21 protein-coding genes and 1 tRNA gene are annotated in these 24,810 nt (G+C 65.4%); all 22 read left to right on the top strand.

Features of this window, described 5'->3' with window-relative positions:
* Positions 1-287 precede the first annotated feature (287 nt).
* The 22 genes from J3454_RS05225 (at position 288) to J3454_RS05120 (ending at position 24,700) form a co-directional block, all read left to right on the top strand.
* A complete protein-coding gene (locus J3454_RS05225; protein ID WP_349512685.1) occupies positions 288-782 on the top strand; it encodes a division/cell wall cluster transcriptional repressor MraZ in 495 nt (164 codons plus the stop codon).
* Positions 779-1,723 carry a 16S rRNA (cytosine(1402)-N(4))-methyltransferase RsmH gene (gene rsmH, locus J3454_RS05220; RefSeq protein WP_502878562.1) on the top strand — a complete coding sequence of 315 codons (945 nt, stop codon included), beginning with the start codon at positions 779-781 and terminating at the stop codon, positions 1,721-1,723. Before J3454_RS05225 ends, rsmH begins: the two co-directional genes overlap by 4 nt.
* Positions 1,720-2,298 carry a hypothetical protein gene (locus J3454_RS05215; protein WP_349512684.1) on the top strand — a complete coding sequence of 193 codons (579 nt, stop codon included), beginning with the start codon at positions 1,720-1,722 and terminating at the stop codon, positions 2,296-2,298. Before rsmH ends, J3454_RS05215 begins: the two co-directional genes overlap by 4 nt.
* A gap of 5 nt (positions 2,299-2,303) precedes the next feature.
* Complete coding sequence (locus J3454_RS05210; RefSeq protein WP_349513140.1) at positions 2,304-4,019, top strand: peptidoglycan D,D-transpeptidase FtsI family protein; 1,716 nt, start codon at positions 2,304-2,306, stop codon at positions 4,017-4,019.
* Positions 4,019-5,503: a UDP-N-acetylmuramoyl-L-alanyl-D-glutamate--2,6-diaminopimelate ligase gene (locus tag J3454_RS05205; RefSeq protein ID WP_349512683.1), complete on the top strand. Its 1,485-nt coding sequence runs from the start codon at positions 4,019-4,021 to the stop codon at positions 5,501-5,503. Before J3454_RS05210 ends, J3454_RS05205 begins: the two co-directional genes overlap by 1 nt.
* The gene (locus tag J3454_RS05200; RefSeq protein ID WP_349512682.1) at positions 5,500-7,026 is read left to right on the top strand and encodes a UDP-N-acetylmuramoyl-tripeptide--D-alanyl-D-alanine ligase; all 1,527 of its coding nucleotides are present in this window, start codon (positions 5,500-5,502) and stop codon (positions 7,024-7,026) included. Before J3454_RS05205 ends, J3454_RS05200 begins: the two co-directional genes overlap by 4 nt.
* Positions 7,027-8,097, top strand: coding sequence for a phospho-N-acetylmuramoyl-pentapeptide-transferase (mraY, locus tag J3454_RS05195; RefSeq protein ID WP_349512681.1), 1,071 nt, complete (start codon positions 7,027-7,029; stop codon positions 8,095-8,097).
* 12 nt (positions 8,098-8,109) lie between these two features.
* Positions 8,110-9,474, top strand: coding sequence for a UDP-N-acetylmuramoyl-L-alanine--D-glutamate ligase (murD, locus tag J3454_RS05190; RefSeq protein ID WP_349512680.1), 1,365 nt, complete (start codon positions 8,110-8,112; stop codon positions 9,472-9,474).
* Positions 9,471-10,709 (top strand): FtsW/RodA/SpoVE family cell cycle protein, encoded by a 1,239-nt coding sequence (locus tag J3454_RS05185; protein ID WP_349512679.1) that lies wholly within the window; start codon positions 9,471-9,473, stop codon positions 10,707-10,709. The genes murD and J3454_RS05185 overlap by 4 nt, the downstream gene beginning before the upstream one ends.
* Complete coding sequence (gene murG, locus J3454_RS05180; protein ID WP_349512678.1) at positions 10,706-11,929, top strand: undecaprenyldiphospho-muramoylpentapeptide beta-N-acetylglucosaminyltransferase; 1,224 nt, start codon at positions 10,706-10,708, stop codon at positions 11,927-11,929. Before J3454_RS05185 ends, murG begins: the two co-directional genes overlap by 4 nt.
* Entirely contained in the window at positions 11,926-13,356 is a 1,431-nt protein-coding gene (gene murC, locus J3454_RS05175; protein WP_349512677.1) for a UDP-N-acetylmuramate--L-alanine ligase, read from the top strand. Before murG ends, murC begins: the two co-directional genes overlap by 4 nt.
* Before the next feature lie 5 nt (positions 13,357-13,361).
* On the top strand, positions 13,362-14,327 hold the full coding sequence (gene murB, locus J3454_RS05170) for a UDP-N-acetylmuramate dehydrogenase (RefSeq protein WP_349512676.1): 966 nt from the start codon (positions 13,362-13,364) through the stop codon (positions 14,325-14,327).
* Positions 14,297-15,340, top strand: a complete 1,044-nt coding sequence (locus tag J3454_RS05165) for a D-alanine--D-alanine ligase (protein ID WP_349512675.1) — start codon at positions 14,297-14,299, stop codon at positions 15,338-15,340. The genes murB and J3454_RS05165 overlap by 31 nt, the downstream gene beginning before the upstream one ends.
* The gene (locus J3454_RS05160) at positions 15,318-16,244 is read left to right on the top strand and encodes a cell division protein FtsQ/DivIB (RefSeq protein ID WP_349512674.1); all 927 of its coding nucleotides are present in this window, start codon (positions 15,318-15,320) and stop codon (positions 16,242-16,244) included. Before J3454_RS05165 ends, J3454_RS05160 begins: the two co-directional genes overlap by 23 nt.
* Positions 16,244-17,566 carry a cell division protein FtsA gene (gene ftsA / locus J3454_RS05155; RefSeq protein WP_349512673.1) on the top strand — a complete coding sequence of 441 codons (1,323 nt, stop codon included), beginning with the start codon at positions 16,244-16,246 and terminating at the stop codon, positions 17,564-17,566. The genes J3454_RS05160 and ftsA overlap by 1 nt, the downstream gene beginning before the upstream one ends.
* 127 nt (positions 17,567-17,693) lie before the next feature.
* Positions 17,694-19,397, top strand: coding sequence for a cell division protein FtsZ (gene ftsZ / locus J3454_RS05150; protein ID WP_349512672.1), 1,704 nt, complete (start codon positions 17,694-17,696; stop codon positions 19,395-19,397).
* A gap of 143 nt (positions 19,398-19,540) precedes the next feature.
* Positions 19,541-20,878, top strand: a complete 1,338-nt coding sequence (locus tag J3454_RS05145) for a tetratricopeptide repeat protein (RefSeq protein WP_349512671.1) — start codon at positions 19,541-19,543, stop codon at positions 20,876-20,878.
* 194 nt (positions 20,879-21,072) lie between these two features.
* Positions 21,073-21,564, top strand: coding sequence for a type III secretion system chaperone family protein (locus tag J3454_RS05140; protein ID WP_296717886.1), 492 nt, complete (start codon positions 21,073-21,075; stop codon positions 21,562-21,564).
* A gap of 125 nt (positions 21,565-21,689) precedes the next feature.
* Positions 21,690-22,493, top strand: a complete 804-nt coding sequence (locus J3454_RS05135; protein WP_349512670.1) for a pyrroline-5-carboxylate reductase family protein — start codon at positions 21,690-21,692, stop codon at positions 22,491-22,493.
* A gap of 138 nt (positions 22,494-22,631) precedes the next feature.
* Positions 22,632-23,372: a Bax inhibitor-1/YccA family protein gene (locus J3454_RS05130; RefSeq protein ID WP_349512669.1), complete on the top strand. Its 741-nt coding sequence runs from the start codon at positions 22,632-22,634 to the stop codon at positions 23,370-23,372.
* 183 nt (positions 23,373-23,555) lie between these two features.
* Positions 23,556-24,509: a hypothetical protein gene (locus J3454_RS05125; RefSeq protein WP_349512668.1), complete on the top strand. Its 954-nt coding sequence runs from the start codon at positions 23,556-23,558 to the stop codon at positions 24,507-24,509.
* Between the two features lie 115 nt (positions 24,510-24,624).
* A tRNA-Ala gene (locus J3454_RS05120) sits at positions 24,625-24,700 on the top strand.
* Positions 24,701-24,810 lie beyond the last annotated feature (110 nt).

Raw genomic sequence — 24,810 nt, 5'->3', positions numbered from 1 at the left:
GTGCGACACACCAGCATAGTGATGGCGCGTCCAAAATATAAGAAAATGATTAAATTCAGAAGGCTAACTAGTTTTCCCGCAATTTCCCGCAAAAATCCCTTTCATCCCGCCTGCTTCCCAGATATTACCATCGTCCATCAAACATGCCTGTTTGCAACGCGTTCGGCTGGTGGGGCTGGCGCGCCGCTGCCGCTTGTCCGCTTGCGGCGACGGGGAAGGCATGTCCGGGCTTCGGCCAGTCTCAAGCACGGGGCAGGTCACAACGGGGTGAGAGGGGATCGCGGCGCGTGTCGGCTTTTGGAGGATATAGTGGTCAAGCTTTTTCGCCCGCCGGCGATAAGGGCCGCTTTGTCCTGCCGCCCGCGTTCCGCAAGGCGGTGAAGGAAAGCTCCGACGGCAACCGCATTCTGTGCCTTGCCGCGCATGACCGCTTCGATTGCCTCGTCGGCTTCGGCCTGTCGCGCATCGCGAAACTGCACGCCCAGCTCGACAACGAGGAAGAGCGCGCGATCCGTCTCGGCAGCCATGAGTTCGACCGCGAAGTGCGCGCCCAGCAATTGTTCGGTTTCGAGCAGCTGCCCTTCGACGACAGCGGTCGGTTCGTCATGCCCGAACACCTGCGCGATCTCGGCAAGGTGGGCGAGGGGCTGTATTTTCAGGGCGCGGGCGATTTCTTCTTCGTCTGGAACCCCGAAGAACTCGGCCGGATGGATGCTGGTTGGAAAAGCGCGCAGGCAAGCTGCGCCAAACTGGTCGCGGCCGCGAAGAAGGGGGGCGCGTGATAACCGATGCGCCCCATATCCCGGTGCTTCTGGATGAAGTGGTTGCGGCCATCGCTCCGCGTCCGGGCATGACCATCGTCGATGCCACTTTCGGTGCGGGCGGCTACACTGCTGCGCTGCTGGAGGCAGGCGCGAGCGTCCACGCTTTCGATCGCGATCCCGATGCGATTGCCGCTGGTCAGGCGATGGTGGCTCAATATGAAGGTCGCCTTGCACTCCACCCGGCGCGGTTCTCCGCCATGCAGGCCGAACTGGCTGCGCTCGGCATCACTCAGGTCGATGCGGTGGTGATGGACATCGGTGTTTCCTCAATGCAGCTCGATCAGGGCGACCGCGGTTTTGCCTTCATGCACGACGGGCCGCTGGATATGCGGATGAGCCAGGCGGGCGAAAGTGCGGCCGATTTCCTCAACACCGCTGACGAGGAAGCGATCGCCAATGTGATCTATCGCTATGGCGAGGAACGCCAGTCACGCCGGGTCGCCCGCGCCATCGTCGCCGCGCGCCCGTTGACGACCACCGGCGAACTCGCCCGCGTGGTTCGCCGCGCATTGGGCCATAAGCCGCACGACAAGAAAGACCCCGCCACCCGCACGTTTCAAGCGGTGCGCATCCACGTGAACGACGAGTTGGGCGAGCTGGAAGCCGGGCTGGCCGCCGCCGAGGCGCTGCTGGGCGAAGGCGGGGTGCTGGCGGTGGTCAGTTTCCACAGCCTCGAAGACCGGATCGTCAAGCACTTCCTGCGCGAAGCGAGCGGCGCGGGCCGCGCGGTTTCGCGCCATCTGCCCGGCGAGATACCCGGCCCCGCGCCTACTTTTGTGCGCGTCTCCAAGGGCATTCGCCCCGGCGAGGCGGAAATCCAGCGCAACCCGCGCGCGCGTTCATCCACCTTGCGCCATGCGATCCGCACCGGCGCCCCGGCAAGGAGCATCGCGGCATGATGATGACCGGTTCCCAGGCGCGTTCGCTGGGGTGGGCGGCGGTGTTGGCGATGTGCTTCGCCCTCGTCGTCATCCTCAGCTTCAAGGTGCATGCGGTGAAAAGCGAAGTGCTGTTGGCCGAACGCCAAATATTGTCGCTCGAACGTGAAAACCTGCTGCTCGAAACCGAGTTCGAAACGCGCGCCAGCCAGCGCCAGCTCGCCGTGTGGAACGCGGTCGAGTTTGGCTATGGCGCGCCGCGAGCCGACCAGTTTCTCGAGGGTGAGCGCCAGTTGGCCAGCCTCGGCCAGCGGCGCGGCCCCGATGCGCCTTCGCCGATCCGTCTGGCGCGCAGCGATGTGACCGCTGATGGCGATATCGCGTCTGCCGATGCCGAACCGATGCGCTCGCCTTTGTCGGGCGCGCCGGTGACACTGGCTTCGGCGGCGAGAGAGAAGGATGCCGGGCAGGTCTTTACCGAAGCCTTCGGCGACTTCCTGATCGATGCCTCCCCGATCCGCGCCGCGCAGGCCCAGACGCTCAGCGCCTCGCAGCAGCGCGCCGCAAGCATGAGCGCAAAGGGAATGGGAGAATGAGCGTGATGGCTGCCCCTGCGGCAGTCCCCTCCATCCCGGCGGGCCGGATCCAGCGCGTCAACCTGCGCGCACAATTGTTGTGGACCGCGCGGTTCCGGGTGCTGTGGGTGGCGCTCGGCTTTGTGCTGATCGCCCTGATCGCGCTGGTGCGGATCGCCTCGCTGGCGCTGGCCGGGCAGGCGCCCGAGCGCACCAGCCTCGAAGATGCCCTGCTGCCCTCGCGCGGCGAGATCACCGACCGCAACGGTGTGCCCTTGGCGCGCGCTTTTCCGGCCTATGCGCTGTGGTTCGATCCTTCCGCGATGGGAGACAAGGGGTCGCCGCTGGTGCGATCGCCGGAGGAAGTCGCACGCCAGTTGAAGGCGATCTTCCCCGATATCAATGAGGCGCGCATGGCCGAACGCCTCGCTTCGGGTCGGTCGGGCTATCTGCGCCGGCGGATCTTGCCTGAAGAAGCCAATAAGGTGTTCGCGCTGGGCGAGGTCGCGCTCGAAATTCCGCGTGAAACCGATCGCCACTATCCGCAGGGCACGCTGGCCGCGCATGTGCTGGGCTATGTGGTGGAGGATCAGGGCGGCAAGCTGGGCATGGAGCAGGTGCTGGAGGAGCGTCTGACCGATCCTGACGTGCGCGGCGATCCGGTGGCGCTGTCGATCGACGTCCGCGTGCAGGGCGCGCTGGAGGATGAATTGCGGCGTGGGATGCTGGAAACCAACGCCATCGGCGCGGCGGGCATTGTGCTCGACGTCGATAGCGGCGAGGTCATGGCGATGGCGAGCCTGCCCGAATTCGATCCCAATGTCGTGGGCGCAGGCGGGGCCAAGAATGTGTTTAACCGCGTTACCAACGGGGTTTACGAACTCGGCTCCACCTTCAAGCCGTTGAGCATTGCCGCAGCCATGGATGCGGGCGTGGTGCGTGATCTGGGCCGGGCGTGGAACGCGGCACCTGTCGAAGTCGGCCGCCGCTCGATCAAGGACCTGAAGCCCAAGGGCGCGACTCTCAACGTGCCGCAGGCGTTGGTCTATTCGTCCAACACGGTGACAGCGCGGGTGGCTGACGAACTCGGCCCGGAACGTCTGCGCCGCGCCATGATTGATCTGGGTATGGACAGCCGCCCGTTCATCGAACTGCCCGCGCGGGGCAAACCGATCTGGCCGGGCGGCAAGTGGAGCCGTATCACCAACATGACGGTGAGCTATGGTCACGGCCTTGCGGTCACGCCGCTGCATCTGGCATCCGCCTATGCAGCGATGGTGAATGGTGGGATCTGGCGGCCTTCGACGCTGATGAAGCTTGATCCGGCGGATATCCCGCGCGGGCGGCGGGTGTTCAAGGAATCAACTTCGTCGCGGATGCGTCAGATGCTGCGGATGATCTCGCTCTACGGCACCGGGCGCAGCGCCGATGCGCCGGGTTACCGGATCGGCGGCAAGACCGGATCGGCCGAGAAGGCATCGGGCGGCGGCTATGCCAAGACTTCGCTGATCTCCTCCTTCGCTGCAGCCTTCCCGCTCGATGCGCCGCGCTATGTGGTGGTGGTGGTCGTGGACGAGCCCAAGGGCACCGTCGCCAGCAGTTTCCAGCGCACCGCCGCCTTCACCTCCGCGCCGGTGGTGGGACGCCTCGTGCCGCGTATTGGCCCGATGTTGGGCGTGCAGCCTGACGAACGCCGCGATGTCGATATTTCCGATCTGCGCTACCTGGTGGACAAGCACTGATGCGTCTGGCCGATCTGCTGGAGCGGGCAGGGCTCGCCAGCGACGGCGCGGGTGAAGCGAGCGTCACGGGCTTTGCAATCGATCACCGCAAGGTCGCGCCGGGCACGGTGTTCGGCGCGTTTCAGGGCGCAACGTTCGACGGCGAGAATTTCATCCCCGCTGCGATCAGCGCGGGTGCGGTAGCGATTGTCGCACGGCCCGAAGCCAAGGTAGAAGGCGCGCTGCATATCGCCTATGAAAACCCGCGCCGGGCCTTTGCGCGGGCAGCGGCGGGGTTCTTCGCGCCGGTCCCGGCTACCATCGTCGCGGTCACCGGCACCAACGGCAAGACCTCGACCGTGGAAATGACGCGCCAGATCTGGCGCATGGCGGGCGAGCGCGCGGCGAGCATCGGCACTTTGGGCGTGACCACCCCCGATGGCTCTGTGTCTACCGGGCTGACCACCCCCGATATCGTCACCTTCCTCGCCAACATGGCGGGCCTCGCGCGCGAAGGCGTGACGCATGTTGCCTACGAGGCATCGAGCCACGGCCTGTCGCAATATCGCAATGAAGGGCTGACGGTCGCCGCCAGCGCGTTCACCAATTTCAGCCGCGACCATCTCGACTACCACGGCACGATGGAGGCCTATTTCGCGGCCAAGATGCGGCTGTTTACCCAAGTGGTCGAACCCGGCAGTCCGGCGGTGATCTGGGACGGGGGCGAGGCTTCCGAGTGGACGGCCCGCGCCATTGCCGAAGCTTCGGCGCGCGGGCTCGATGTGCGAACCGTGGGTGAACGCGGCACCTTTCTGCGCCTGATCGCGCGCGAGCCGACCCAACTCGGCCAGACGCTGGGCGTCGAACACGACGGGCAGACCCGCAAGGTAAACCTGCCGCTGATCGGTGCCTATCAGGCCGCCAATGCGCTGGTCGCAGCCGGGCTGGCGCTGGCGACGGGGACGGATGCGGGCGCGGTGTTCGATGCGCTCACCCGGCTCCAACCGGTGCGCGGGCGGTTGGAGCGTGCGGCGCTCAATGCCGCAGGCGCGCCCGCCTATGTCGATTATGCCCACACCCCCGATGCGCTGGAGGCCGCAATTGCCGCGCTGCGCCCGCACGTGGCCGAGGGCGGAAAATTGATCGCGGTGTTCGGTGCGGGCGGTGATCGCGACACCGGCAAGCGTGCGGACATGGGCGCAGTTGCGGCGCGCGCAGCGGATCTGGTCATCGTCACCGATGATAATCCCCGCAGCGAAGACCCGGCGAGCATCCGGGCGGCGATCCTCTCCGGAGCGGGCGGAGCGGCGCGGGAAATCGGCGACCGGCGCGCAGCCATCGCCGCTGCCATTGCCGAGGCGGGCGCGAAGGATATCGTGCTGATCGCTGGCAAGGGCCACGAACAGGGACAGATTTTCGGCGCAGGAGAGACTATGCGAATCGAAGCTTTCGATGATGTCGACGTCGCGCGCCAATGCGCCGGGGCGGGGAGCGTGAATTCATGAACGTGCCGAAACCCTTCATTCACCCGCGTCTGCGCACGTGGCCGGTCATGCCGCGGGATGCGGTGCGCCAGGCCTTGTGGACTTCGACCGAGATTGCTGCAGCGACGGGCGGCGTTGCCAGCCATGATTTCCAGGCGGCAGACGTCGAAATGGACTCGCGGGATGTAAAGCCTGGCGATGTCTTTGTGGCGCTCAAGGGCGAGGCGATGGATGGTCACAAGTTCGTGGCCCAAGCCTTTGTAAAAGGAGCGGTTGCCGCGATTGTCGATCGGCCGGTCGATTATCCCCACGTGCTGGTCGCGGACACCACCCGGGCACTTCACGATCTGGCGTGTGCGGCGCGTGAGCGTTCACACGCGGTCTGCATCGGTATTACGGGCTCGGTCGGCAAGACGGGGGTGAAGGAGGCGATCTTCGCCTGTCTCGACCGCGCCAGCCGGGGCGCGGCCCATCGTTCGGTGCGTAGCTACAACAATCATGTCGGAGTGCCTTTGAGCCTTGCGCGTCTGCCTGCGCGGGCGAAGTTCGGGGTGTTCGAGATGGGGATGAACCACGCGGGCGAAATCGCGCCGCTCGCCGCCCATGTCCGCCCGCATGTCGCGCTGATCACGACGATTGCGCCCGCGCATATCGAAAACCTCGGCAGCCTCGAGGCGATTGCGGACGAGAAGGCGCAGATCTTCACCGGGCTGGTTCCCGGCGGCACCGCCGTCATTCCCGCCGACAGCGAATGGGCCAATCGGCTGATCGCTCATGCCAAGGCCAGCGGGGCGGAGATCATCACCTTCGGGCGCAGCGCGAACGCCGATGTCCGGCTGCTCGACGCGATTCCTGCAGCTGGCGGCGGCGCGCTGGTGACGGCTGATCTCGGCGACCGGCGGATTTGCTACACCATTGCCGAGCCGGGCGAACACTGGATCGTCAATTCGCTGGGCGTGATGGCGGCTGTGCGCGCGGCGGGCGGCGATCTCGCCAGCGCGGGGGTCGCACTGGCCGAGGTCGGCGGCATGAAGGGCCGGGGGGCGCGCCACACTATCCCGGTGCCGGGCGGTGAGGCGCTGCTGATCGACGAAAGTTACAACGCCAACCCCGCATCGATGCGGGCGACGCTCAAGGCGCTCAAGGAAACAGTCGCAACCCGCCGCCTTGCGGTGCTGGGCAGCATGAAGGAACTGGGCGACTTTTCCGATGCTTTTCACCGCCAGCTGGTCGAACCAATCGCCGATGCGGGGGTCGCCCATGCCATTTTGGTGGGCGAAGAGATGACTCCGCTCGCCGAGGAACTGGGGAAAGCTGGCAACGATCCGCTTGGCAAGCCCATCGCCTTCGCGCATTGCGGGACACCTGCCGAAGCCATCACGGCGCTTGCGCAATTCGGTCTTGCTCCGGGCGATGCGGTGCTGGTCAAAGGCTCGAATTCGGTCGGTCTGGGCAGGCTGGTGTCACATTTTACCGAAAACGCCCCTGCCGGGACCGCAGCGGGAGGCGCAGGCCCGATGCAAAGGGCGCCGAGGAACGACTGAATGCTCTATCTGCTTGCCGAATGGCTGGGCTTCGAGGGGGCTCTCAATCTGGTTCGTTACCAGACCTTCCGTGCGGGCGCGACGCTGATGACGGCGCTGCTGTTCGGGCTGCTGATCGGGCCGCGGTTCATCAATTTGCTGCGCGTGCGGCAGGGCAAGGGCCAGCCGATCCGCGAAGACGGGCCGCAAACCCACCTCGCCAAGCGCGGCACGCCGACCATGGGCGGGCTGATGATCCTGACCGCGCTCACCTGTTCGTTGCTGCTGTGGATGGATCTTTCCAATCCCTTCGTGTGGGCCTGCCTTGCAGTGACCATCGGCTTCGGAATTATCGGTTTTCTCGACGATTACGACAAGGTTGCGAAAAACAGCCATGCGGGTGTGCCGGGACGGGTGCGGCTGGCGCTCGAATTCGTCGTGGCGGGCATCGCCGCATGGCTGATCGTCAGCCAGATCAACACCAATCTTTACCTTCCTTTCCTGTCGAATGTCAGCATTCCGCTGGGACCAGCCTATTACGTGTTCGCCGCCTTCGTGATCGTCGGCGCAGGCAATGCGGTGAACCTGACGGATGGGCTCGATGGCCTCGCGATCATGCCGGTGATCATCGCCACCGGCACATTTGCGATCATCGCCTATCTGGTCGGTCGGGCTGATTTCAGCGCCTATCTCGGCATTCCGCATGTTCCCGGCGCGGGGGAACTGGCGATCTTCTGCGGCGCGATCATGGGTGCGGGCCTTGCCTTCCTCTGGTTCAACGCGCCGCCCGCCGCGGTGTTCATGGGCGATACCGGCTCGCTGGCACTGGGCGGCGCACTTGGTGCGATTGCTGTTGCGAGCCATCACGAGGTGGTGCTGGCGATCGTCGGCGGGCTGTTCGTGCTTGAGGCGGTCAGCGTGATCGTGCAGGTGTTCTGGTTCAAACGTACTGGCAAGCGGGTGTTCCGCATGGCCCCGATCCACCATCACTTTGAGCAGCTCGGCTGGAGCGAAAGCAAGGTCGTGATCCGATTCTGGATCATCGCCATCGTGCTGGCGCTGATCGGCCTGTCGACGCTGAAACTGCGGTAGGGGCGGAGCGGCGTGATCACATCCTCCGTCTTCGCCGGTAAGCGTTACGCGGTGCTGGGGCTGGCCCGTTCCGGCGCGGCCGCAGCCGAGGCGTTGCTGGCGAGCGGGGCCGAGGTGATCGCTTGGGATCGGCAGGATATCGCGCGCGCGCCATTCGAGGGGCGCTGCCGGATGGTCGATCCGCTTGAACTCGGTCTGACCGGGTTTTCCGGCGTGGTCGTGTCTCCCGGCGTGCCGCTCAACACCCACCCCATCGGCCCGCACACATGGCATTACGGCCTGCCGGTGATCGGCGACATCGAACTGTTTGCCTGCGCGCGCGCCGACCTGCCAGCGCATCGCGTGGTCGGCATCACCGGGACCAACGGCAAATCAACCACCACCGCGCTGACACATCACATTCTGACGCAGGCTGGCGTGCCGAGCGTCATGGGCGGCAATATCGGCGATCCGATCATGGCGCAGGAGCCGTTGCCTGAAGGTGGCGTTTACGTGCTGGAGCTGTCGAGTTTTCAGATCGACCTGACCTTCACGCTCAGTTGCGATATCGCCGCGCTGACCAATATCACCCCCGATCACCTCGATCGCTATGCCGATTTTGAGACATATGCCGCTTCGAAAGAGCGGTTGTTCCAGATGCAGGCCAGCGGCACCGCTCTGATCTGCGACGAGGACGCGCACACCCGCGCCATCGCCGACCGGCTCAATGCCGTAGGCAAGTCGCTGGTGCGGGTGAAGACCGCCGATCTTGCCGCCGCCGGACTGGCCACAGGGCGCTCCCCCGCGCTTGCCGGGCCGCACAACGCCCAGAACGCTGCCGTCGCGGTTGCCATCTGCCGTCAACTCGGTCTGCCGGGCGATGTGATCGCGCAGGGACTCGCCAGCTATCCAGGCCTGCCGCACCGGATGGAACGCGTGTGCGATGCCAAGGGCGTGACCTACATCAACGACAGCAAGGCGACCAACGCCGCGTCTGCCGCCCCTGCGCTGGCCGCTTTTCCGCCCGATCCGGCCATCAACGCCGGCGCACCGCGTATCCACTGGATCTGCGGCGGCTTGCCCAAGGAAGACGGGCTGGGCGCCTGCGGCGACCATCTCGGTAATGTCGCTGCCGCCTATACCGTGGGCGAGGCTGGTCCGATGTTCGCCGATCTGCTCGTGGGAGCCGTACAGGTCGAACGTTGTGAACTCATCAGCGAAGCCGTGCGCCGCGCGGTTGCCGCCGCGCGCGAAGGCGACGTGGTGCTGCTTTCCCCCGCTTGCGCCAGTTACGACCAGTTCCGTGACTACGAGAAGCGCGGCACCCATTTCCGCCAGATGGTCGGTGCGATGACCGGGTGCGACACCGGCCCAGACGGGCGGAGTATCCTGCCATGAGTTCGGCCTGGCAACCTGCCCCTTCGTCCGGCGCAGGCAGCGCGGGCACCTATCTTCCGCCTGCCATCGTGCAGCGCCGCTGGCGCGACAGCGTGCGGGTGTGGTGGCGCGAGATCGACCGGGTCATGCTGGGATTGATCGTGCTGCTGATGGCGTTCGGGATGGTCGCGGTCGCCGCTGCCTCGCCCGCCAGCGCAGACCAGCTTTCGACCGCCAAGGTCACGCTCGATGAATTCATGTTCTTCAAACGCCACATCGTGTTTCAAACGATGGGTCTTGCGCTGATGGTGGGCCTGTCGTTCCTGTCGCGCGAACAGGCCCGCAGGCTCGGCATTCTGGTCGGCGCGATCATGTTGGCGCTGTTGTTCGTGGTGCCGATCATCGGCGAGGAGAAGAACGGCGCACGGCGCTGGATCAATGTCGGCACATCGCTGCAGCCGTCCGAATTTCTAAAGCCCGGCTTCGCGATCATCTGCGCCTGGATATTGAGCTGGCGACTGCGCGATTCCAGCCTGCCGGTGATTGCCTTCGTCACCGGCCTGATGGCGCTGGTTGCAGCGCTGCTGATGCTGCAGCCGAACCTTGGCGATGCCATCCTGTTCGGCGGGATCTGGCTGGTCATGGTACTGCTGGCGGGGATGGCATGGCAGCGCATCGCCGTGCTGATCGGGGGCGGAATCGGCGCGCTGACGCTGGCCTATCTCTTCTACGACAACGCCCGGCACCGCATTGACAGTTTTCTGGGCGGCGGCACTGCTTTCGATCAGGTCGACCTGGCGCAGCGCACGCTCACGGCAGGCGGGTGGACGGGCAGTGGGCTGTGGCTCGGCATCCGCAAGATGAACCTTCCCGAGGCGCACACCGACTACATCTTCTCGGTCATCGGCGAGGAATTCGGCTTGCTGGCCTGCGCGCTGATCGTGCTGGTCTATGGCGCGGTGGTGATCCGCGCGCTGATGCGGATGGTGGGTGAGGACAATCTGTTCGCGCTGCTGGCGGGCGTCGGCCTCATCACCCAGTTTGGCGGGCAGGCGTTCATCAACATTCTGGTGAACCTCAAGCTGTTCCCGTCCAAGGGCATGACCTTGCCGCTGATTTCATACGGCGGATCATCGACACTGGCGGTGTGCTTCACGCTTGGGCTATTGCTGGCGATCACGCGGCGCAATCCCTTCCTCGCACGCGAGGCGGGCGGATTGCGCGATCTGATCGAGCGCAAGGAAATCGGCACATGACCAGCGAGACCAGAACCGGAGCCTCACGCCACTATGTGCTGGCCGCAGGCGGCACCGGCGGCCACCTGATCCCGGCCTTCGCGCTGGCGGCGGAATTGCATGCACGCGGCCACCACGTCGCGCTGATCACCGACGAGCGCGGGGCGAACATCCCCGGCAAGCCTGATTATCTCACCGCCCACGTCCTGCCCGCAGGACGGTTCGGCAAGAACCCGCTCGGCTGGCCCAAGGGGATCGCCGCGGTGCTGGAAGGGCGGCGCATGGCGCTGCGGCTGTTCGAGGCGTTCGAGCCTTCCGCCATCGTCGGCTTCGGCGGCTATCCCGCCTTGCCTGCGCTGCTGGCGGCGCGGTCTGCCGGCTTGCCCAGTGTCATCCACGAACAGAACGCCGTGCTGGGCCGGGTCAACCGGCTGCTGGCCGGAAAGGTCGATGCCATCGCGACATCTTACACGAAGGTCGACCGGCTCAAACCCGAACACGCGCCCAAGGTGCATCTCACCGGCAATCCGGTGCGCGAAGAGGTGCTGGCCCTGCGCGCCTCGGATTTCCCTGTCTTTACCGAAGAAGGCCTGCTGCGGGTGCTGGTGACCGGCGGCAGCCAAGGTGCGCGGGTGCTGTCCAATGTGGTGCCCGATGGGCTCGCCATGCTCCCCCCGGCACTGCGTCAGCGGTTGCAGGTGACCCAGCAATGCCGCGCCGAAGACCTCGACGCGGTGCGCAAACGCTATGCCGAACATGATATTCCCGCCGAACTTGGCACCTATTTCGAGGATATGCATGAACGGCTGGCCGACGCCCACCTGTTCATCGGTCGTGCGGGCGCTTCGACAATTGCGGAACTGACCGCGGTGGGCCGTCCGGCGATCCTGATCCCGCTGCCGATTGCGACCGACGATCACCAGGCGGTCAACACCCGCGAGATGGTCAAGGCGGGCGGGGCGCGGATGATCCGGCAGGATGCGTTCCAGCCCAAGGAGCTTGCCAAGCAGATTCAGGCGATGGCTATGAACCCCGGCAGCCTCGGCAACGCGGCGCATGGCGCGTTCAACTGCGGCCGGCCCGAAGCGGCGAAGGATCTGGCCGACCTGGTCGAAAGCATGAGCGGAATCGATCTGATGGACGTGATCCGCGTCGGCGAGGCATCCCCGCGCGCAGCGCAGACTGCCGCCCGTCCGCAACCATCGACCCGCAAGGCCGCTAAAGACAGGGCAAACACGTGAAGGGTGTCGGCACCGATATCGGCACGATCCACTTTGTCGGCATCGGCGGGATCGGCATGTCCGGCATTGCCGAGGTAATGCGCAATCTCGGCTACACCGTGCAGGGCAGCGATATTGCCGAAAGCCCGAGCGTCGAGCGGCTGCGCGCGCGCGGGATCACCGTGCATATCGGCCACACGCATGAGAATGTGGAGGGTGCCGCCGTGGTCGTCACCTCCACCGCGGTGCGCCGCATCAACCCCGAAGTCGCCGCCGCATTGGAAGCCCGCATCCCCGTGGTGCGCCGAGCGGAAATGCTGGCCGAACTGATGCGGCTTAAATCCACCGTCGCGGTGGCAGGGACGCACGGCAAGACGACGACGACGAGCATGATCGCCACGCTGCTCGACGCGGGCGGGATCGATCCGACGGTCATCAATGGCGGGATCATCGAACAATACGGCTCCAACGCCCGGCTCGGCGATTCGGATTGGATGGTGGTCGAAGCGGACGAGAGCGACGGCAGCTTCCTGCGGCTGGATGGCACCATCGCGGTCGTCACCAATATCGATCCCGAACACTTGGATCACTACGGCGATTTCGACGGGGTGAAGCGGGCGTTCGTGGAGTTCATCCATAATGTCCCGTTCTACGGCGCGGCGGTGCTGTGCGTCGATCATCCGGTGGTGCAGGCGGTGATCGGCGAAGTGCGCGATCGCAAGGTCGTCACCTATGGTTTCTCGCTGCAAGCCGATATCTGCGGCGTTAACGTGCGCAGTCTCGATGGCGGCAACACCTTCGATGTGATCGTGCGCCAACGCGGTGCCGAGGATCGCCGCATCGAAGGCGTGCACCTGCCGATGCCGGGCCGCCACAATGTCCAGAACGCGCTCGCCGCGATTGCGGTGGCGGTGGAGATGGGCTGTTCGGATAATGTGATCCGCACCGGCTTTGCCCGTTTTGGCGGCGTGCGGCGGCGGTTCACCAAAGTCGGCAGTGTCGCCGTGGGCGGCGGCGCGGCGACCATTATCGACGATTACGCCCATCATCCGGTCGAAATTCGCGCCGTACTGTCCGCCGCGCGTGAGGCTGTGGCGGGCACCGAAGGCCGGGTCATCGCGGTCGCCCAGCCGCACCGCTATTCGCGCCTCAGTGATCTGATGGACGCCTTCCAATCCTGCTTCGACGATGCCGACATCGCCTATGTCGCGCCGGTCTATGCTGCGGGCGAGGAGCCGCTGGCGGGCGTCGATCACACGGCGCTGGTCGCAGGTATGAGAGCGCGCGGGCACCGCGCGGCGCGCGAGATCGCCGGGCCGGACGAACTGGCCGAAGCGCTGGCGGGTGAGCTGGCGCCAGGCGACATGGTCGTCTGCCTCGGCGCGGGCGATATCACCCGCTGGGCGGCGGGGTTGGGGCAAGCGATCGCCGGGCAGCGCGGCGCATGAGGGGCATGGTGCAACCCGGTGACGGATACGAATATGATCACGGCGCGGCACCGACCTGCACCGTCGAGGGCGGCGTGACCGCGCCGATCCCGCTCGAAGGAATTCGCGGCAAGCTCACCTGCAAGGCGCCGCTCGCGCCCTATACGTGGTTCAAGACCGGCGGTCCGGCGGACTGGCTGTTCGAACCGGCCGATCTGGACGATCTCAAACGCTTTCTCGAGCGGCTCTACGGCGAAATCCCGGTGATGGCGCTGGGCCTCGGCTCCAACATGATCGTGCGCGATGGCGGCGTGCCGGGCGTGGTGGTGCGGCTGGGCAAGGCATTTGCCGGGGTCGAGATCACCGGTGACAACGAACTGACCTGCGGCGGCGGGGCGAGCGGCATTCTCGTCGCCTCGACCGCGCGCGATGCGGGCATTGCCGGGCTGGAATTCCTGCGCGGTATCCCCGGCACCGTCGGCGGTTTCGTGCGCATGAACGGCGGCGCCTATGGGCGTGAGGTAGCCGATGTGCTGCTCAGTTGCGCAGTGATCCTGCACGATGGCAGCTTCATTACGTTGAACGCGGAAGAACTCGAATATTCCTACCGCCACTCCGCCTTGCCCGACGGAGCGATCGTCGTCTCCGCGCGGTTTCGCGGCCACCCGGGCGATCCGGCGGAAATCGGCGCGGAGATGGACCGCATCGCCGCCGCGCGCGAAGCCAGCCAGCCGCTGCGCACCAAGACCGGCGGATCGACCTTCAAGAACCCGGAAGGGCGAAAGGCGTGGCAACTCGTCGACGACGCCGGATGCCGGGGGCTGACGCTGGGCGGTGCAGGGGTCAGCGACAAGCATACCAATTTCCTGATCAACACCGGCAATGCCACCAGCGCCGACATCGAAGGGCTGGGGGAACTGGTGCGGCAGAAGGTGTACCAGCATTCGGGCGTCAGCCTCGAATGGGAAATCCAGCGAGTGGGACGGCCGTGAGCGAAACGAAAAAACTCCACGTCGCCGTCCTGATGGGCGGTTGGGCCAGCGAGCGCGCCGTATCACTGTCGAGCGGCACAGGCGTGGCGGATGCGCTCGAAAGCAAGGGTCACCGCGTCTCCCGGATCGATATGGGGCGCGACGTCGCGCTGCGGCTCGCCGAAGCAAAGCCCGATGTGGTGTTCAACGCGCTCCACGGCGTGCCGGGGGAAGATGGCTCGGTGCAGGGGATGCTCGACCTCATGGGCCTCGCCTATACCCATTCGGGCCTCGTCACCTCGGTGATCGCGATCGACAAGCAGCTGACCAAGCAGGCGCTGGTGCCCCACGGCATCCCGATGCCCGGCGGGCGGATCGTGACGCGTGAGGAATTGTTCGAACGCGACCCGCTGCCGCGCCCCTATGTGCTGAAGCCGGTGAACGAAGGATCATCGGTCGGTGTCGCCATCGTCACGGAAGGCAGTAATGTCGGCAACCCGATCTCACCCGACGCCAAAGGCCCGTGGCAGGAATTTGCCGAACTGCTCGCCGAACCTTTCATCAAGGGCCGCGAACTGACCACCGCCGTGATCGACGGCTCGGATGGCCCGCGCGCCTTGGGCGTGACCGAGTTGGTGATCGCAAACGGCTTTTACGACTACGAGCACAAATACACCAAAGGCCGCACCCAGCACATCTTCCCCGCCGACCTCCCGCCGGAAATCACTGCCCTGTGCGAGCAATATGCGGTCAAGGCGCATCAGGTGCTCGGTTGCCACGGCACCAGCCGCACCGATTTCCGCTGGGACGACGAAGCGGGCGAGGGCGGGCTGTTCGTTCTGGAAACCAACACCCAGCCGGGTATGACCCCGCTCAGCCTAGTGCCCGAGCAGGCGGCGCATTGCGGCATACCCTATGCGGATCTGGTCGAACTTCTGGTGGCCGAGGCGCTGCGCGTTCACGCAGCCAAACAAGCGAAGCAGATAGGGCACGCAGGGCAGGGAGGGCAGCATGGCGCAACAGATCCGGCGTAGCGCCTCTACCGGCGTGCGTCGCGCGGCCAAGGCGCAGAGCCGCGCCGTCACCGCCCGCAAGGCGCAAGGCAAGGCCAGCGGGTTTATCGACTGGTTGATGGGCTTGCTCCCGTTCACCGAGGAACAGTGGAGCCGAATCTGGCTCGCGATCATCATTGGCGGCGTGGTGGGCATCGGGTTCATCATCGCCAATTTTGCAGGCGTTCCTGCGCTGGCGCAGCGTCAGGTCGCTGTGATGGCGGCGGATGCGGGTTTCGCGGTCCGGGGCTTCCGCGTGACCGGCACCCGGCGGATGGACGAGGGCGAGGTTTACGCGCTCATTTCCGACCAGCTGGGCCGCCCGATGCCGGAGGTCGATCTGCAAGCCATTCGCACCCGGCTCACCAGCGAACTGCCGTGGGTCAGGGATGCGCGGGTCTCGATCCAGCTTCCGCACACGCTGGCCATCGATATCGTTGAGCGCGCGCCGCACGCGGTGCTGGAAAAGCCCGATCGGCTGGTGCTGATCGATGCGGCCGGGGTCGAACTGGAAACGGTTGCGCCCGCCAAGGCCGATGGGATGCTGCGGCTGGCCGGGCCGGGAGCCGGTCAGCAGGCTGCGCGGCTCGAACAACTGCTCGGCGCCGCCCCTGCGCTGGCACCGCAGGTCGAGGCGGCCGAATGGGTAGGCAATCGCCGCTGGAATCTCACTTTCGCCACCGGGCAGTTGCTCGCCTTGCCTGAAGGCGAGGTCGAGGCAGCAGGCGCGCTGGTCAGGTTCGCCCGTCTGGATGGTCAGAACCGCCTGATCGGCGGCAAGGTGCTTTCGTTTGACATGCGTTCGCCGCCGCGCCTCTACATGCGCTTGCCCGATGGCGACAGCGAAGGCCCCAAGGTCGCCGCGGCTGCGGGAGGATCGCTGTAGTGGCCTCGCGCGCTTCCTCTAACCGCCGCCTTGCCCGCAGCTTTGCGGCGGTCAATATCGGCTCGTTCCGTATCTCGGCGATGATCATCGGCGAGACCGAGAACGGCGGTCTGCAGGTGATGGGCTCCGGCCACCGCGCCAGCGCCGGGATCAAGCGCGGCTATGTCACCGATATGGCGGCAGCCAGCCATGCCATTCGCGATGCTGTGGAACGCGCTGAGAAAAGCGCCGGAATTCCCGTGCGCAGCGTGTGGATCGCCTGCGCCGGGGCAGGGCTCGCCAGCAATGTCGTGTCGGTCGATATCGAAATCGGCGGACGGCGGATCGAGGACGAGGATGTCGAACAGCTGCTGGTTCATGCGCAGGAGACGATCCAGCCAGATGGGCGCACCGTGCTGCACGCGCAGCCTGCGCACTACACGCTCGACGGGGCGCACGGGATCGCCAATCCGCGCGGTCTGCACGCTGAACGGCTCGGCGTGGATATTCATGTAATGCTGGCCGATGGTGCACCGGTGAGGAACCTGACCGAAGCGGTCCAGAATGCGCACCTGATGGTGGAGGGTGTGGTCGCCGCGCCGCTGGCAGCGGGTCATGCCTGCCTCAGCCTCGAAGAGCGCGAACTGGGCGTGGCGCTGGTCGAAATTGGGGCCGACGTCACCAATGTCGCGGTGTTCGCCGGCGGGATGCTACTGGGACTGAAAGCGCTGCCGATCGGATCGGCCGATATCACTGATTCAATCGCAAGCGCCTTTGGCATTCGCCGCTCGCAGGCCGAGCGGCTGAAATGTGTCGCCGGTTCGGCAATAGCCAGCCCAGCCGATCATCGCGAGCTGATCCCGGTCAACGGGCCGAATGATGCACCCGATGGCGCTGCTGCCGGGCCATTGGCGCGCGGGGCCGACGACAAGAACCGGATCGTGCGTGCCGAGCTGATTTCGGTCGTCACCCAGCAACTGGCAGTGCTGACCGGAGATGTAGGCAAGGCGCTGAAGGACATGGGATTTTCCGGCAGCCGCGCAGGGCAGGTGGTGCTGACCGGTGGCGGCGCGGAGCTGGCCGGAATGGCGGATTTCATGCAGGGCGCGCTCGGCCAGCCGGTCCGGCTGGGGCGCCCGCCGCAGCTTGTCGGCATGCCCGAGGCGCATCACGCGCCAGGCTTTGCTACGCTTGCCGGACTTTGTCTTTATGCCGCCGAAGACCCGGTCGATATCCGCGCGATCGGTGCCGGGCGAGCAGCGAGTTATCGCAGTCCGGCACGCCGAAGCGGGTGGCTTGATCCACTCTTCCGGCTCATGCGGGCGCTCAAGGAGAACTTCTGATGGGGGCGAGCCCTGTGGATAAGGGCGCAAGGCCTATCAAAAGTGCCCCGGTAATATGTCACAGAGGTGATAGATCGGCGGGGGAAGGATGGAAACGTCCGCATCTCCCGCTTTGGAGGACAAGCTGATGAGCATCAATATCGGACCCGCCGCCACGGATGACCTGCGTCCGCGCATCACCGTGATTGGCATCGGCGGAGCGGGCGGCAACGCGATCGCCAACATGATCGAGGCCGAGATCGAAGGCGTCGAATTCATCGTCGCCAACACCGATGCGCAGGCGCTCAGCACCTCGCCGGCGGAAAAGCGCATCCAGTTGGGCCCGGATATCACCGGGGGTCTGGGCGCGGGAGCGCGGCCCGAAGTTGGCAAGGCCGCTGCGGAAGAAACCGTGGCCGATGTCGAGCAGGCGCTCGAAGGCGTGAACATGTGCTTCATCGCGGCCGGCATGGGCGGGGGCACCGGCACCGGCGCCGCCCCCGTTATCGCCGAAGCCGCGCGCCGCATGGGTGTGCTGACGGTGGGCGTGGTTACCAAGCCGTTCCTGTTCGAAGGTACCCGCCGGATGCGCGCCGCCGAGGCCGGGATCGACGAGTTGCAGAAGCACGTCGACACTCTGATCGTAATTCCCAACCAGAACCTGTTCCTGATCGCCAAGGCTGAAACCACCTTCAAGGAGGCCTTCCAGCTTGCCGATGAAGTGCTGCAGCAAGGCGTGCGTTCAATCACCGATCTGATGGTGATGCCGGGCCTGATCAATCTCGACTTCGCCGACGTGCGCTCCGTGATGAGCGAGATGGGCAAGGCGATGATGGGCACCGGTGAGGGCGACGGCGATAATCGCGCACTCAAGGCGGCGGAACAGGCGATTGCCAATCCGCTGCTCGACGGCGTCAGCATGGCCGGTGCCAAGGGCGTGATCATCTCGATCATTGGCGGCGAGGACATGAAGCTGCTGGAAGTCGACGAGGCCGCCAACCACATCCGCGAACTGGTAGACGAAGACGCCAACATCATCTGGGGCAGCGCCTTCAATCCTGACCTCGATGGCAAGATTCGCGTATCCGTGGTCGCCACCGGCATCGAACAAAGCGCCGCCGGCCAGGTCGAGCGTTCGCAGCCGGTTTCGCTCGGCACCTCGCGCGCGCCCAAGCGCCCGGTGCTTGAACTGTCCGAGGACGAAGGGCTGACTGAACTGCCCGACGATGTGCCGGAATCCCCTGCGCCGCTCGCGTCGCTGGCCAGTGCCGGGTTCACGCTGACCCCGCCCGACATGACGCCCGAAGAGCCTGCAGCCGAGGAAGAATCCGATGGCTCCGCGCCGTTCGACCTGACCGGGATGCAGGCCGGGGACGACATGGGCATCGATCATGAGGATGATGTCGACGGCATCGTCGATCCGCTCGCAGGCTTGCGCAGCGCCGAAGAAGTGAGCGATCCGGAAGCAGCCATTGTCGGGGAAGATGACGGAGAAGAGGATACGCTGCTCGATCTGACCGGTGAGTACACCGAATACACCGAAGCCGAAGAGCCCGAGGCGGAGCCGGCGCAGGACGATCTGCTTGCGAGTGCCGATCGCCTGGCAGCGGACGATCTTCCGGTGACCGCGCGCCTCGGTGGTAGTCGCAGGCGCGCACTGTTGGGCGGTGCCGCTGGTGACGGCGGCGGTGACAGCAGCGGCGGCGGTGCTGCGATCGGGGGCAGCACGCTGTTCGAACGCATGGCCAACCTGTCGCGCAGCACCGGGCGTGACGAAGAGGACGAAGATGACGGTGAGGATGGCCCCGCGCTCAGCATTCCGCGCTTTCTCGACCGTAACCGCAACCAGTAGACCATCCGGCGCGCGTGCGGTGCTATTCGCCGCTCGAGTGCCGTGTGTCGCTGGCAATGCGACCCGATCACGCTAGGTCTCGCTGCGTGACATATCGCTTTCAAGCCCTTGGCTTTTCGCTTGGTGCCGTAGCTTGCCTTGGCATGATGCCGGTCGCAGCGGCGGCGCAGGAGGTCGTCTCGCGCGAAGTCGTGCAGCCACTGCCGAGCGATGAAGTGCAGCGCCTCAACCGCGCCCTGGTTGCGCTTGCCAAGGCGCCACGCGATCTCGATGCGCTGGTGGAGGCGGGAACGGCGGCGCTCGGGGTCGGTGATCTCGATGCGGCGGTCGGCTTCTATGGACGTGCGGCGGATATCGACCCCGATCATCCCCGCGTCGCGCTTGGCCTTGGTACGGTGTACCTGGTTTCGGGTCGTCCGGGCGAGGCGATCCCGCAATTCGATCGTGCCCGCGCCGCTGGGGTTCCCATGCGGGAAGTCTTGAGCGATCAGGCGCTGGCTTTCGATCTCGTCGGGGAGCAGCAATCTGCACAGGCCGCTTATATCCGTGCGATCGAACTCGATCCCGGCAACGATGAAGCCCGTCGCCGCCTCGCAGTTAGCCAGGCAATATCGGGCAATCGTGCGCGCTTCGAAGAGGCGCTGCGACCGTTGCTCGACAAGCGCGATACGGCTGCCTTTCGCGCTCGCGCTTTCGGCCTTGCTATCCTCGGCGATCAGGATCGTGCGACAGCGATCGTGGAGCAGGTGATGCCGCGCGATCTGTCCAGCCGGATCGTACCGTACCTCGCGTACATGCCGCGTCTTACCCCGGCGCAGCAGGCTGCGGCGGCCAATCTCGGGATATTCCCGCGGGCGGCTGATATCGGCCGTGAAGATCCGCGCCTTGCGCGCTTTGCGGCCGAATCGAAAGTCGACAGTCGGCTCGAACCGGCCGGCCCGCCGCTCGGCAGTCGCCCACAGACCTCGGCAGTGCCGACTGCCGCTCCGGTATCACAAACCACCCTTGCGCCGGCATCGTTGCCTGTTGTCGCGACGGCCATGGCTGCGCCTGCGCCTGCGCCGCTGCGAGTCGCGGATGCTTTCGCCGATCTGGGCGGCGATACCTTGCCCGATGCCCGCGTGGGCGCGGGCGCGGTCGATCTCACGCGGATTGCCATCAAGCGCGAAACTCCGCCGCCGGCCAAACCAAAGGAGCCGCCCAAGCCGGTGCATTCCAGCCGCGTATGGGTGCAGCTTGCTACCGGCAAGAATGCCGGCGCGCTCGGCTATGACTGGCGCCGTCTGTCGCGCAGCGGCGGCGATCTTCTGGCGAAGTTGAAGCCGCACACCACACCCTGGGGCGAGGCGCACCGCCTGCTCGCCGGGCCGCTCGATGATCGCGAGACAGGGCAGGCGCTGGTGCGCGGGCTCAAGGCCAAGGGGCTCGACACCTTCCTGTACGTCAGTCCAGATGGCGAGGAAATACAGGTAGTTAAATGATTTTTTTCGCCTCTCCCCCACAATCTTTGCACAGGCTTTGAACAAGCTAGGTGGGTTCTCCCCAACTGCCCCGGTGCTGCGCATTGCCAAGCGCCCCCTCCCACGTCCATTCGTGCGTCGATGATTGCAGCACAGCCCCTTTCACTCGCCGACCGGCACTGCTGCCGGCTCACTGCCCGATGAGGGCGCGACCGATGGATTATTCCGAACAGGACGATGCTGCGCCGGTTGAGATGCTGGCAGCGCTGTTCGAGGCGCGCGGCTGGCCGTGTGAACTCGTTTCCGACGACGAAATGAGCGGCGAAGTGCAGGGCAGCTGGGCCAATTACCAGCTGCGCGCGATCTGGCGGGCCGAAGACCGCGTGCTCCAGTTCCTGTGCCTACCCGATATCCGCGTGACCGAGGACAAACGCGCGTCTGCCTATGAACTGCTTTGCCTAGTCAACGAACAGATGTGGCTGGGGCATTTCGACATCTGGTCGAGCGGCGACGTGCTGCTCTATCGTCACGGCGCATTGCTGAGCGAGGACGGACGGCTCACGCTCGATATGGCGCAGGCGCTGGTCGAATGTGCGATCGACGAATGCGATCGTTTCTACCCCGCATTCCAGTTCGTGCTGTGGGGCGACAAGAGCCCGCGTGCCGCGCTGGAAGCAGCCATGGTTGACGCGGCGGGCGAGGCCTGAAAGGCTAAGGGCAACATTCGCTCACCCGTCCGGCCCGATCCCATCGGGACATCCTTTCGCGCCTTTTTCAAGGGTCGCGAGGAAGGACGGGGCTTCGACAGGCTTAGTCCGGACGGTATAATTTCATGATCAATCAGCTTCTCATCATCGGTTGCGGCAATATGGGCGGGGCGATGCTCGCCGGGTGGCTGGCGGCAGGCGTCGATCCGGCGCGCTGCGCCATTCTCGATCCCGCGCTGCCTAAGGCTCCGGAGGGTGTTTCGCTCTATCGCGAGGCGGGAGAGGCCGAGGCAGCGGGCGCGCATGATGCGGTCATGCTCGGCTTCAAGCCGCAGCAGTTGCGCAAGCTGGCGCCGGGTCTGCAGGCGCTGACCGGTGCGGGCGTCACCGTGTGCTCGCTGCTGGCCGGGATCACCTGCGCGCAGCTGGCCGAGGTGTTCCCCGCCGCCAAAGGCCATGTGCGGGTGATGCCGAACCTTGCCGCGCGCATCAACAAGTCGCCCGTCATCCTGCTCGAATCCGGGTTGGACGAGGGCGCGCGCGATGATTGTCTGGCGCTTTACGACAAGCTTGGCACAGCGATCTGGCTTGAGGACGAGAGCCGCTTCGATCTTGTCACCGCGCTGGCCGGATCGGGGCCGGGGTTCGTTTACCGCTTCATCGATGCGCTGGCGAGAGCGGCCGAGGAATTGGGGCTGGACCGCGCCTCAGCAGATCAACTGGCGCTTGCAACCGTCGACGGTGCTTCATCGCTCGCAGCGGCATCGGATACCGGCGCGGGAGCGCTTGCTGACCGGGTGGCAAGCCCCGGCGGCATGACCCGCGAAGGGTTGAATGTGTTGGATAACGACGCCGCATTGCACCGCCTGCTGGTCGCCACCTTGCGTGCGACCCGCGACAAGGGAGCGGAGCTTTCGCAAGGCGCGTAAGCTTAACAGGTGTTAAGCTGAACGAATTGCGCGCTTTGCAAGCCGGTTTCGCTTGAAAAGCGCGGGCGAAACACCGATATTCGCCAACATGGAGAGCGCGGCCTTTCGCGCTTCACTGAAGGATCAAGGGTTTTCGCAATGGCTGACTGGAATGACACTTCGCGCAATGCGCAGCGCGTCGGCTCCGTGCCGCGTGCCGGTGGCGATGTCGCTGGCCGGTTCGACGAGGGTCTGCGCAAGCACATGCTCTCGATTTACAATTACATGTCGTCGGGCGTGCTGCTGACCGGCATCGTCGCGCTGCTGGCGTTCACCAGCGGGACTGCTGAGGCGATCTTCACTGGCGGCATCCTGCGCTGGATCGTGGCGCTGTCGCCGCTCGCCATCGTGTTCGCGATGAGCTTCGGCGCCAACCGCTTCAGCACCGGCACTTTGCAGTTGATGTTCTGGGGCTTCGCGACGCTGATGGGTCTGTCGCTGTCGTCGGTGTTCCTGGTTTACACCGGCGGCTCGATCGCCACGACGTTCTTTGCGACCGCTGCGGCGTTCGCGGGCCTGTCGCTGTGGGGCTACACCACCAAGAAGGACCTGTCCGGCATGGGCAGCTTCCTGATCATGGGCGTGATCGGCCTGATCGTCGCGATGGTGCTGAACCTTTTCCTGCAGTCGCCCGCGTTCCACTACGCGATCAGCTTCATCGGCGTGCTCATCTTCGCCGGTCTGACCGCCTATGACACGCAGCGTCTGAAGGCCGAATACCAGTATCTGCGCGGCACCGAATTCGCTGGCAAGGCCGTGGTTCTGGGCGCGCTGAGCCTGTATCTGGACTTCATCAACATGTTCCAGTTCCTGCTCACCTTCCTCGGCAACCGCGAGTAACCGAGGAGCCGCAACGCGGTTCACCTGACGCAGGTGTTGAAATGTCGAATGCCCGGAGCCTTTCCACAGGCTTCGGGCATTTGCTTTGTTATATGGCGCGGCTATCCCCCGGCTTCAGGCTGGAGCAAGCAGAAGCCGGGCATCATCGTCCATCCCGAACCGGCAGGAGAGGTTGAAGTACCCATGAGCGTGGCCCCGCAGCATATATCGTCGCCCAAAAACGGCACTCGCCAGGAAGAGCTTGTCCGGCGTACCCCTTTCGGCCTTGCGATAACCACAGTCGTGGCTGGCGCGACGCTGCTCGCCGCCTGCGCGACTCCTGCACCACCCCCTCCGCCGCCGCCGCCGCCTCCACCGCCTCCCGTGGTCGAGGCCGTGCCCTATCGCCCGCTGCCGCCCGGCGGCGCGCATTACGTGATGAATATTCCTCCGCGCGGGCCTGACGGGCGCCGCGTGACCATCAACACCGGCCTCAGCGACGATCTTCTGGTGTGGCATCTGCGTTCTGCATGGAATGTCGCTGCGCTCAATTGTCTGGCGCCGGAATACGAACCGATCCTCAACGGATATCGTGCGTTTCTCACCAATAATGTGCGCCCGCTGAAAGCGGTGAACGACCGGCTCGAAAAGGAAGTCGCTCGGCGCCACGATACACGGCGTGAGGCAATGGTCGCGCGTGATGCGGCGGTGACGCAGGTCTATAATTTCTTCGCGCTGCCCGCCGCACGCTCGGGCTTCTGCCGCGCCGCGCTGGATCTGTCTAACCGGGCAATGGCGGCACCGCCATCCGATCCGCTGAGCTTTGCCCGCGCCAATTTCGATGGTCTGTTGATGCCGTTCGAAAATTTCTTCGACGAATACGAGGCGTATCAGATCGCCTCGGCGCAGTGGGATGCGAAGTGGGGCGCGATGTACGGTGCCTCGCAGCCCGGCTGGGTGGCGGTGCAGCAGGCCCGCGCCAGCGGCGTTCCGGTGCCGGGTGTGGCGGATCTTTCGGGTCAGGGGGTGCGGGTACAGACGGTGATCGATCCGGAAACCGGGATCGCGGTCCCCGTCGTCCCGGTCGACGAGAACGTGACCTCGCAGCCGGTGGTGCAACCGTTATCCAACGATCCGCAAGCTGGAGCGGAGAGTTGATTCCATGGATCCCGGTCGAAAAATGCCCGTTGCAAGGGCGCGTCCTTCCCGCTAATCCGCCCGCTCGCCTTGGCCGGCTTGCCTTTTGGGCAGGCTTGGCAGGCTAACCTGGAACGGGGCCGTAGCTCAGTTGGGAGAGCGCGTCGTTCGCAATGACGAGGTCAGCGGTTCGATCCCGCTCGGCTCCACCAGGCGGTTTTTGATTTCGCTCTCAAACGCCGGGCGGCGGACGTCCGTCCGCCCTGGCTTCGCCGCATAAGCAGCGACGCGCGGTCGCGCTTGCGGCGCTGCGCGCCGAACG

Origin of the sequence: Erythrobacter sp. NFXS35 (assembly GCF_040148725.1) — a bacterium.
GTDB lineage: Bacteria > Pseudomonadota > Alphaproteobacteria > Sphingomonadales > Sphingomonadaceae > Erythrobacter.
The sequence above is the reverse complement of the archived record's forward strand: the minus strand, read 5'-3'. Positions and strand labels throughout refer to the sequence as shown.

What these genes read in the sequence shown, in the direction of transcription:
- J3454_RS05215 (WP_349512684.1), top strand. Translation starts at nt 1,720, where the DNA reads ATGATGATGACCGGTTCCCAGGCGCGTTCGCTGGGGTGGGCGGCGGTG.
- J3454_RS05210 (WP_349513140.1), top strand. Translation starts at nt 2,304, where the DNA reads ATGGCTGCCCCTGCGGCAGTCCCCTCCATCCCGGCGGGCCGGATCCAG.
- J3454_RS05205 (WP_349512683.1), top strand. Translation starts at nt 4,019, where the DNA reads ATGCGTCTGGCCGATCTGCTGGAGCGGGCAGGGCTCGCCAGCGACGGC.
- J3454_RS05200 (WP_349512682.1), top strand. Translation starts at nt 5,500, where the DNA reads ATGAACGTGCCGAAACCCTTCATTCACCCGCGTCTGCGCACGTGGCCG.
- mraY (WP_349512681.1), top strand. Translation starts at nt 7,027, where the DNA reads ATGCTCTATCTGCTTGCCGAATGGCTGGGCTTCGAGGGGGCTCTCAAT.
- J3454_RS05185 (WP_349512679.1), top strand. Translation starts at nt 9,471, where the DNA reads ATGAGTTCGGCCTGGCAACCTGCCCCTTCGTCCGGCGCAGGCAGCGCG.
- murG (WP_349512678.1), top strand. Translation starts at nt 10,706, where the DNA reads ATGACCAGCGAGACCAGAACCGGAGCCTCACGCCACTATGTGCTGGCC.
- murB (WP_349512676.1), top strand. Translation starts at nt 13,362, where the DNA reads ATGGTGCAACCCGGTGACGGATACGAATATGATCACGGCGCGGCACCG.
- J3454_RS05165 (WP_349512675.1), top strand. Translation starts at nt 14,297, where the DNA reads ATGGGAAATCCAGCGAGTGGGACGGCCGTGAGCGAAACGAAAAAACTC.
- J3454_RS05160 (WP_349512674.1), top strand. Translation starts at nt 15,318, where the DNA reads ATGGCGCAACAGATCCGGCGTAGCGCCTCTACCGGCGTGCGTCGCGCG.
- ftsZ (WP_349512672.1), top strand. Translation starts at nt 17,694, where the DNA reads ATGAGCATCAATATCGGACCCGCCGCCACGGATGACCTGCGTCCGCGC.
- J3454_RS05145 (WP_349512671.1), top strand. Translation starts at nt 19,541, where the DNA reads ATGATGCCGGTCGCAGCGGCGGCGCAGGAGGTCGTCTCGCGCGAAGTC.
- J3454_RS05140 (WP_296717886.1), top strand. Translation starts at nt 21,073, where the DNA reads ATGGATTATTCCGAACAGGACGATGCTGCGCCGGTTGAGATGCTGGCA.
- J3454_RS05135 (WP_349512670.1), top strand. Translation starts at nt 21,690, where the DNA reads ATGATCAATCAGCTTCTCATCATCGGTTGCGGCAATATGGGCGGGGCG.
- J3454_RS05130 (WP_349512669.1), top strand. Translation starts at nt 22,632, where the DNA reads ATGGCTGACTGGAATGACACTTCGCGCAATGCGCAGCGCGTCGGCTCC.
- J3454_RS05125 (WP_349512668.1), top strand. Translation starts at nt 23,556, where the DNA reads ATGAGCGTGGCCCCGCAGCATATATCGTCGCCCAAAAACGGCACTCGC.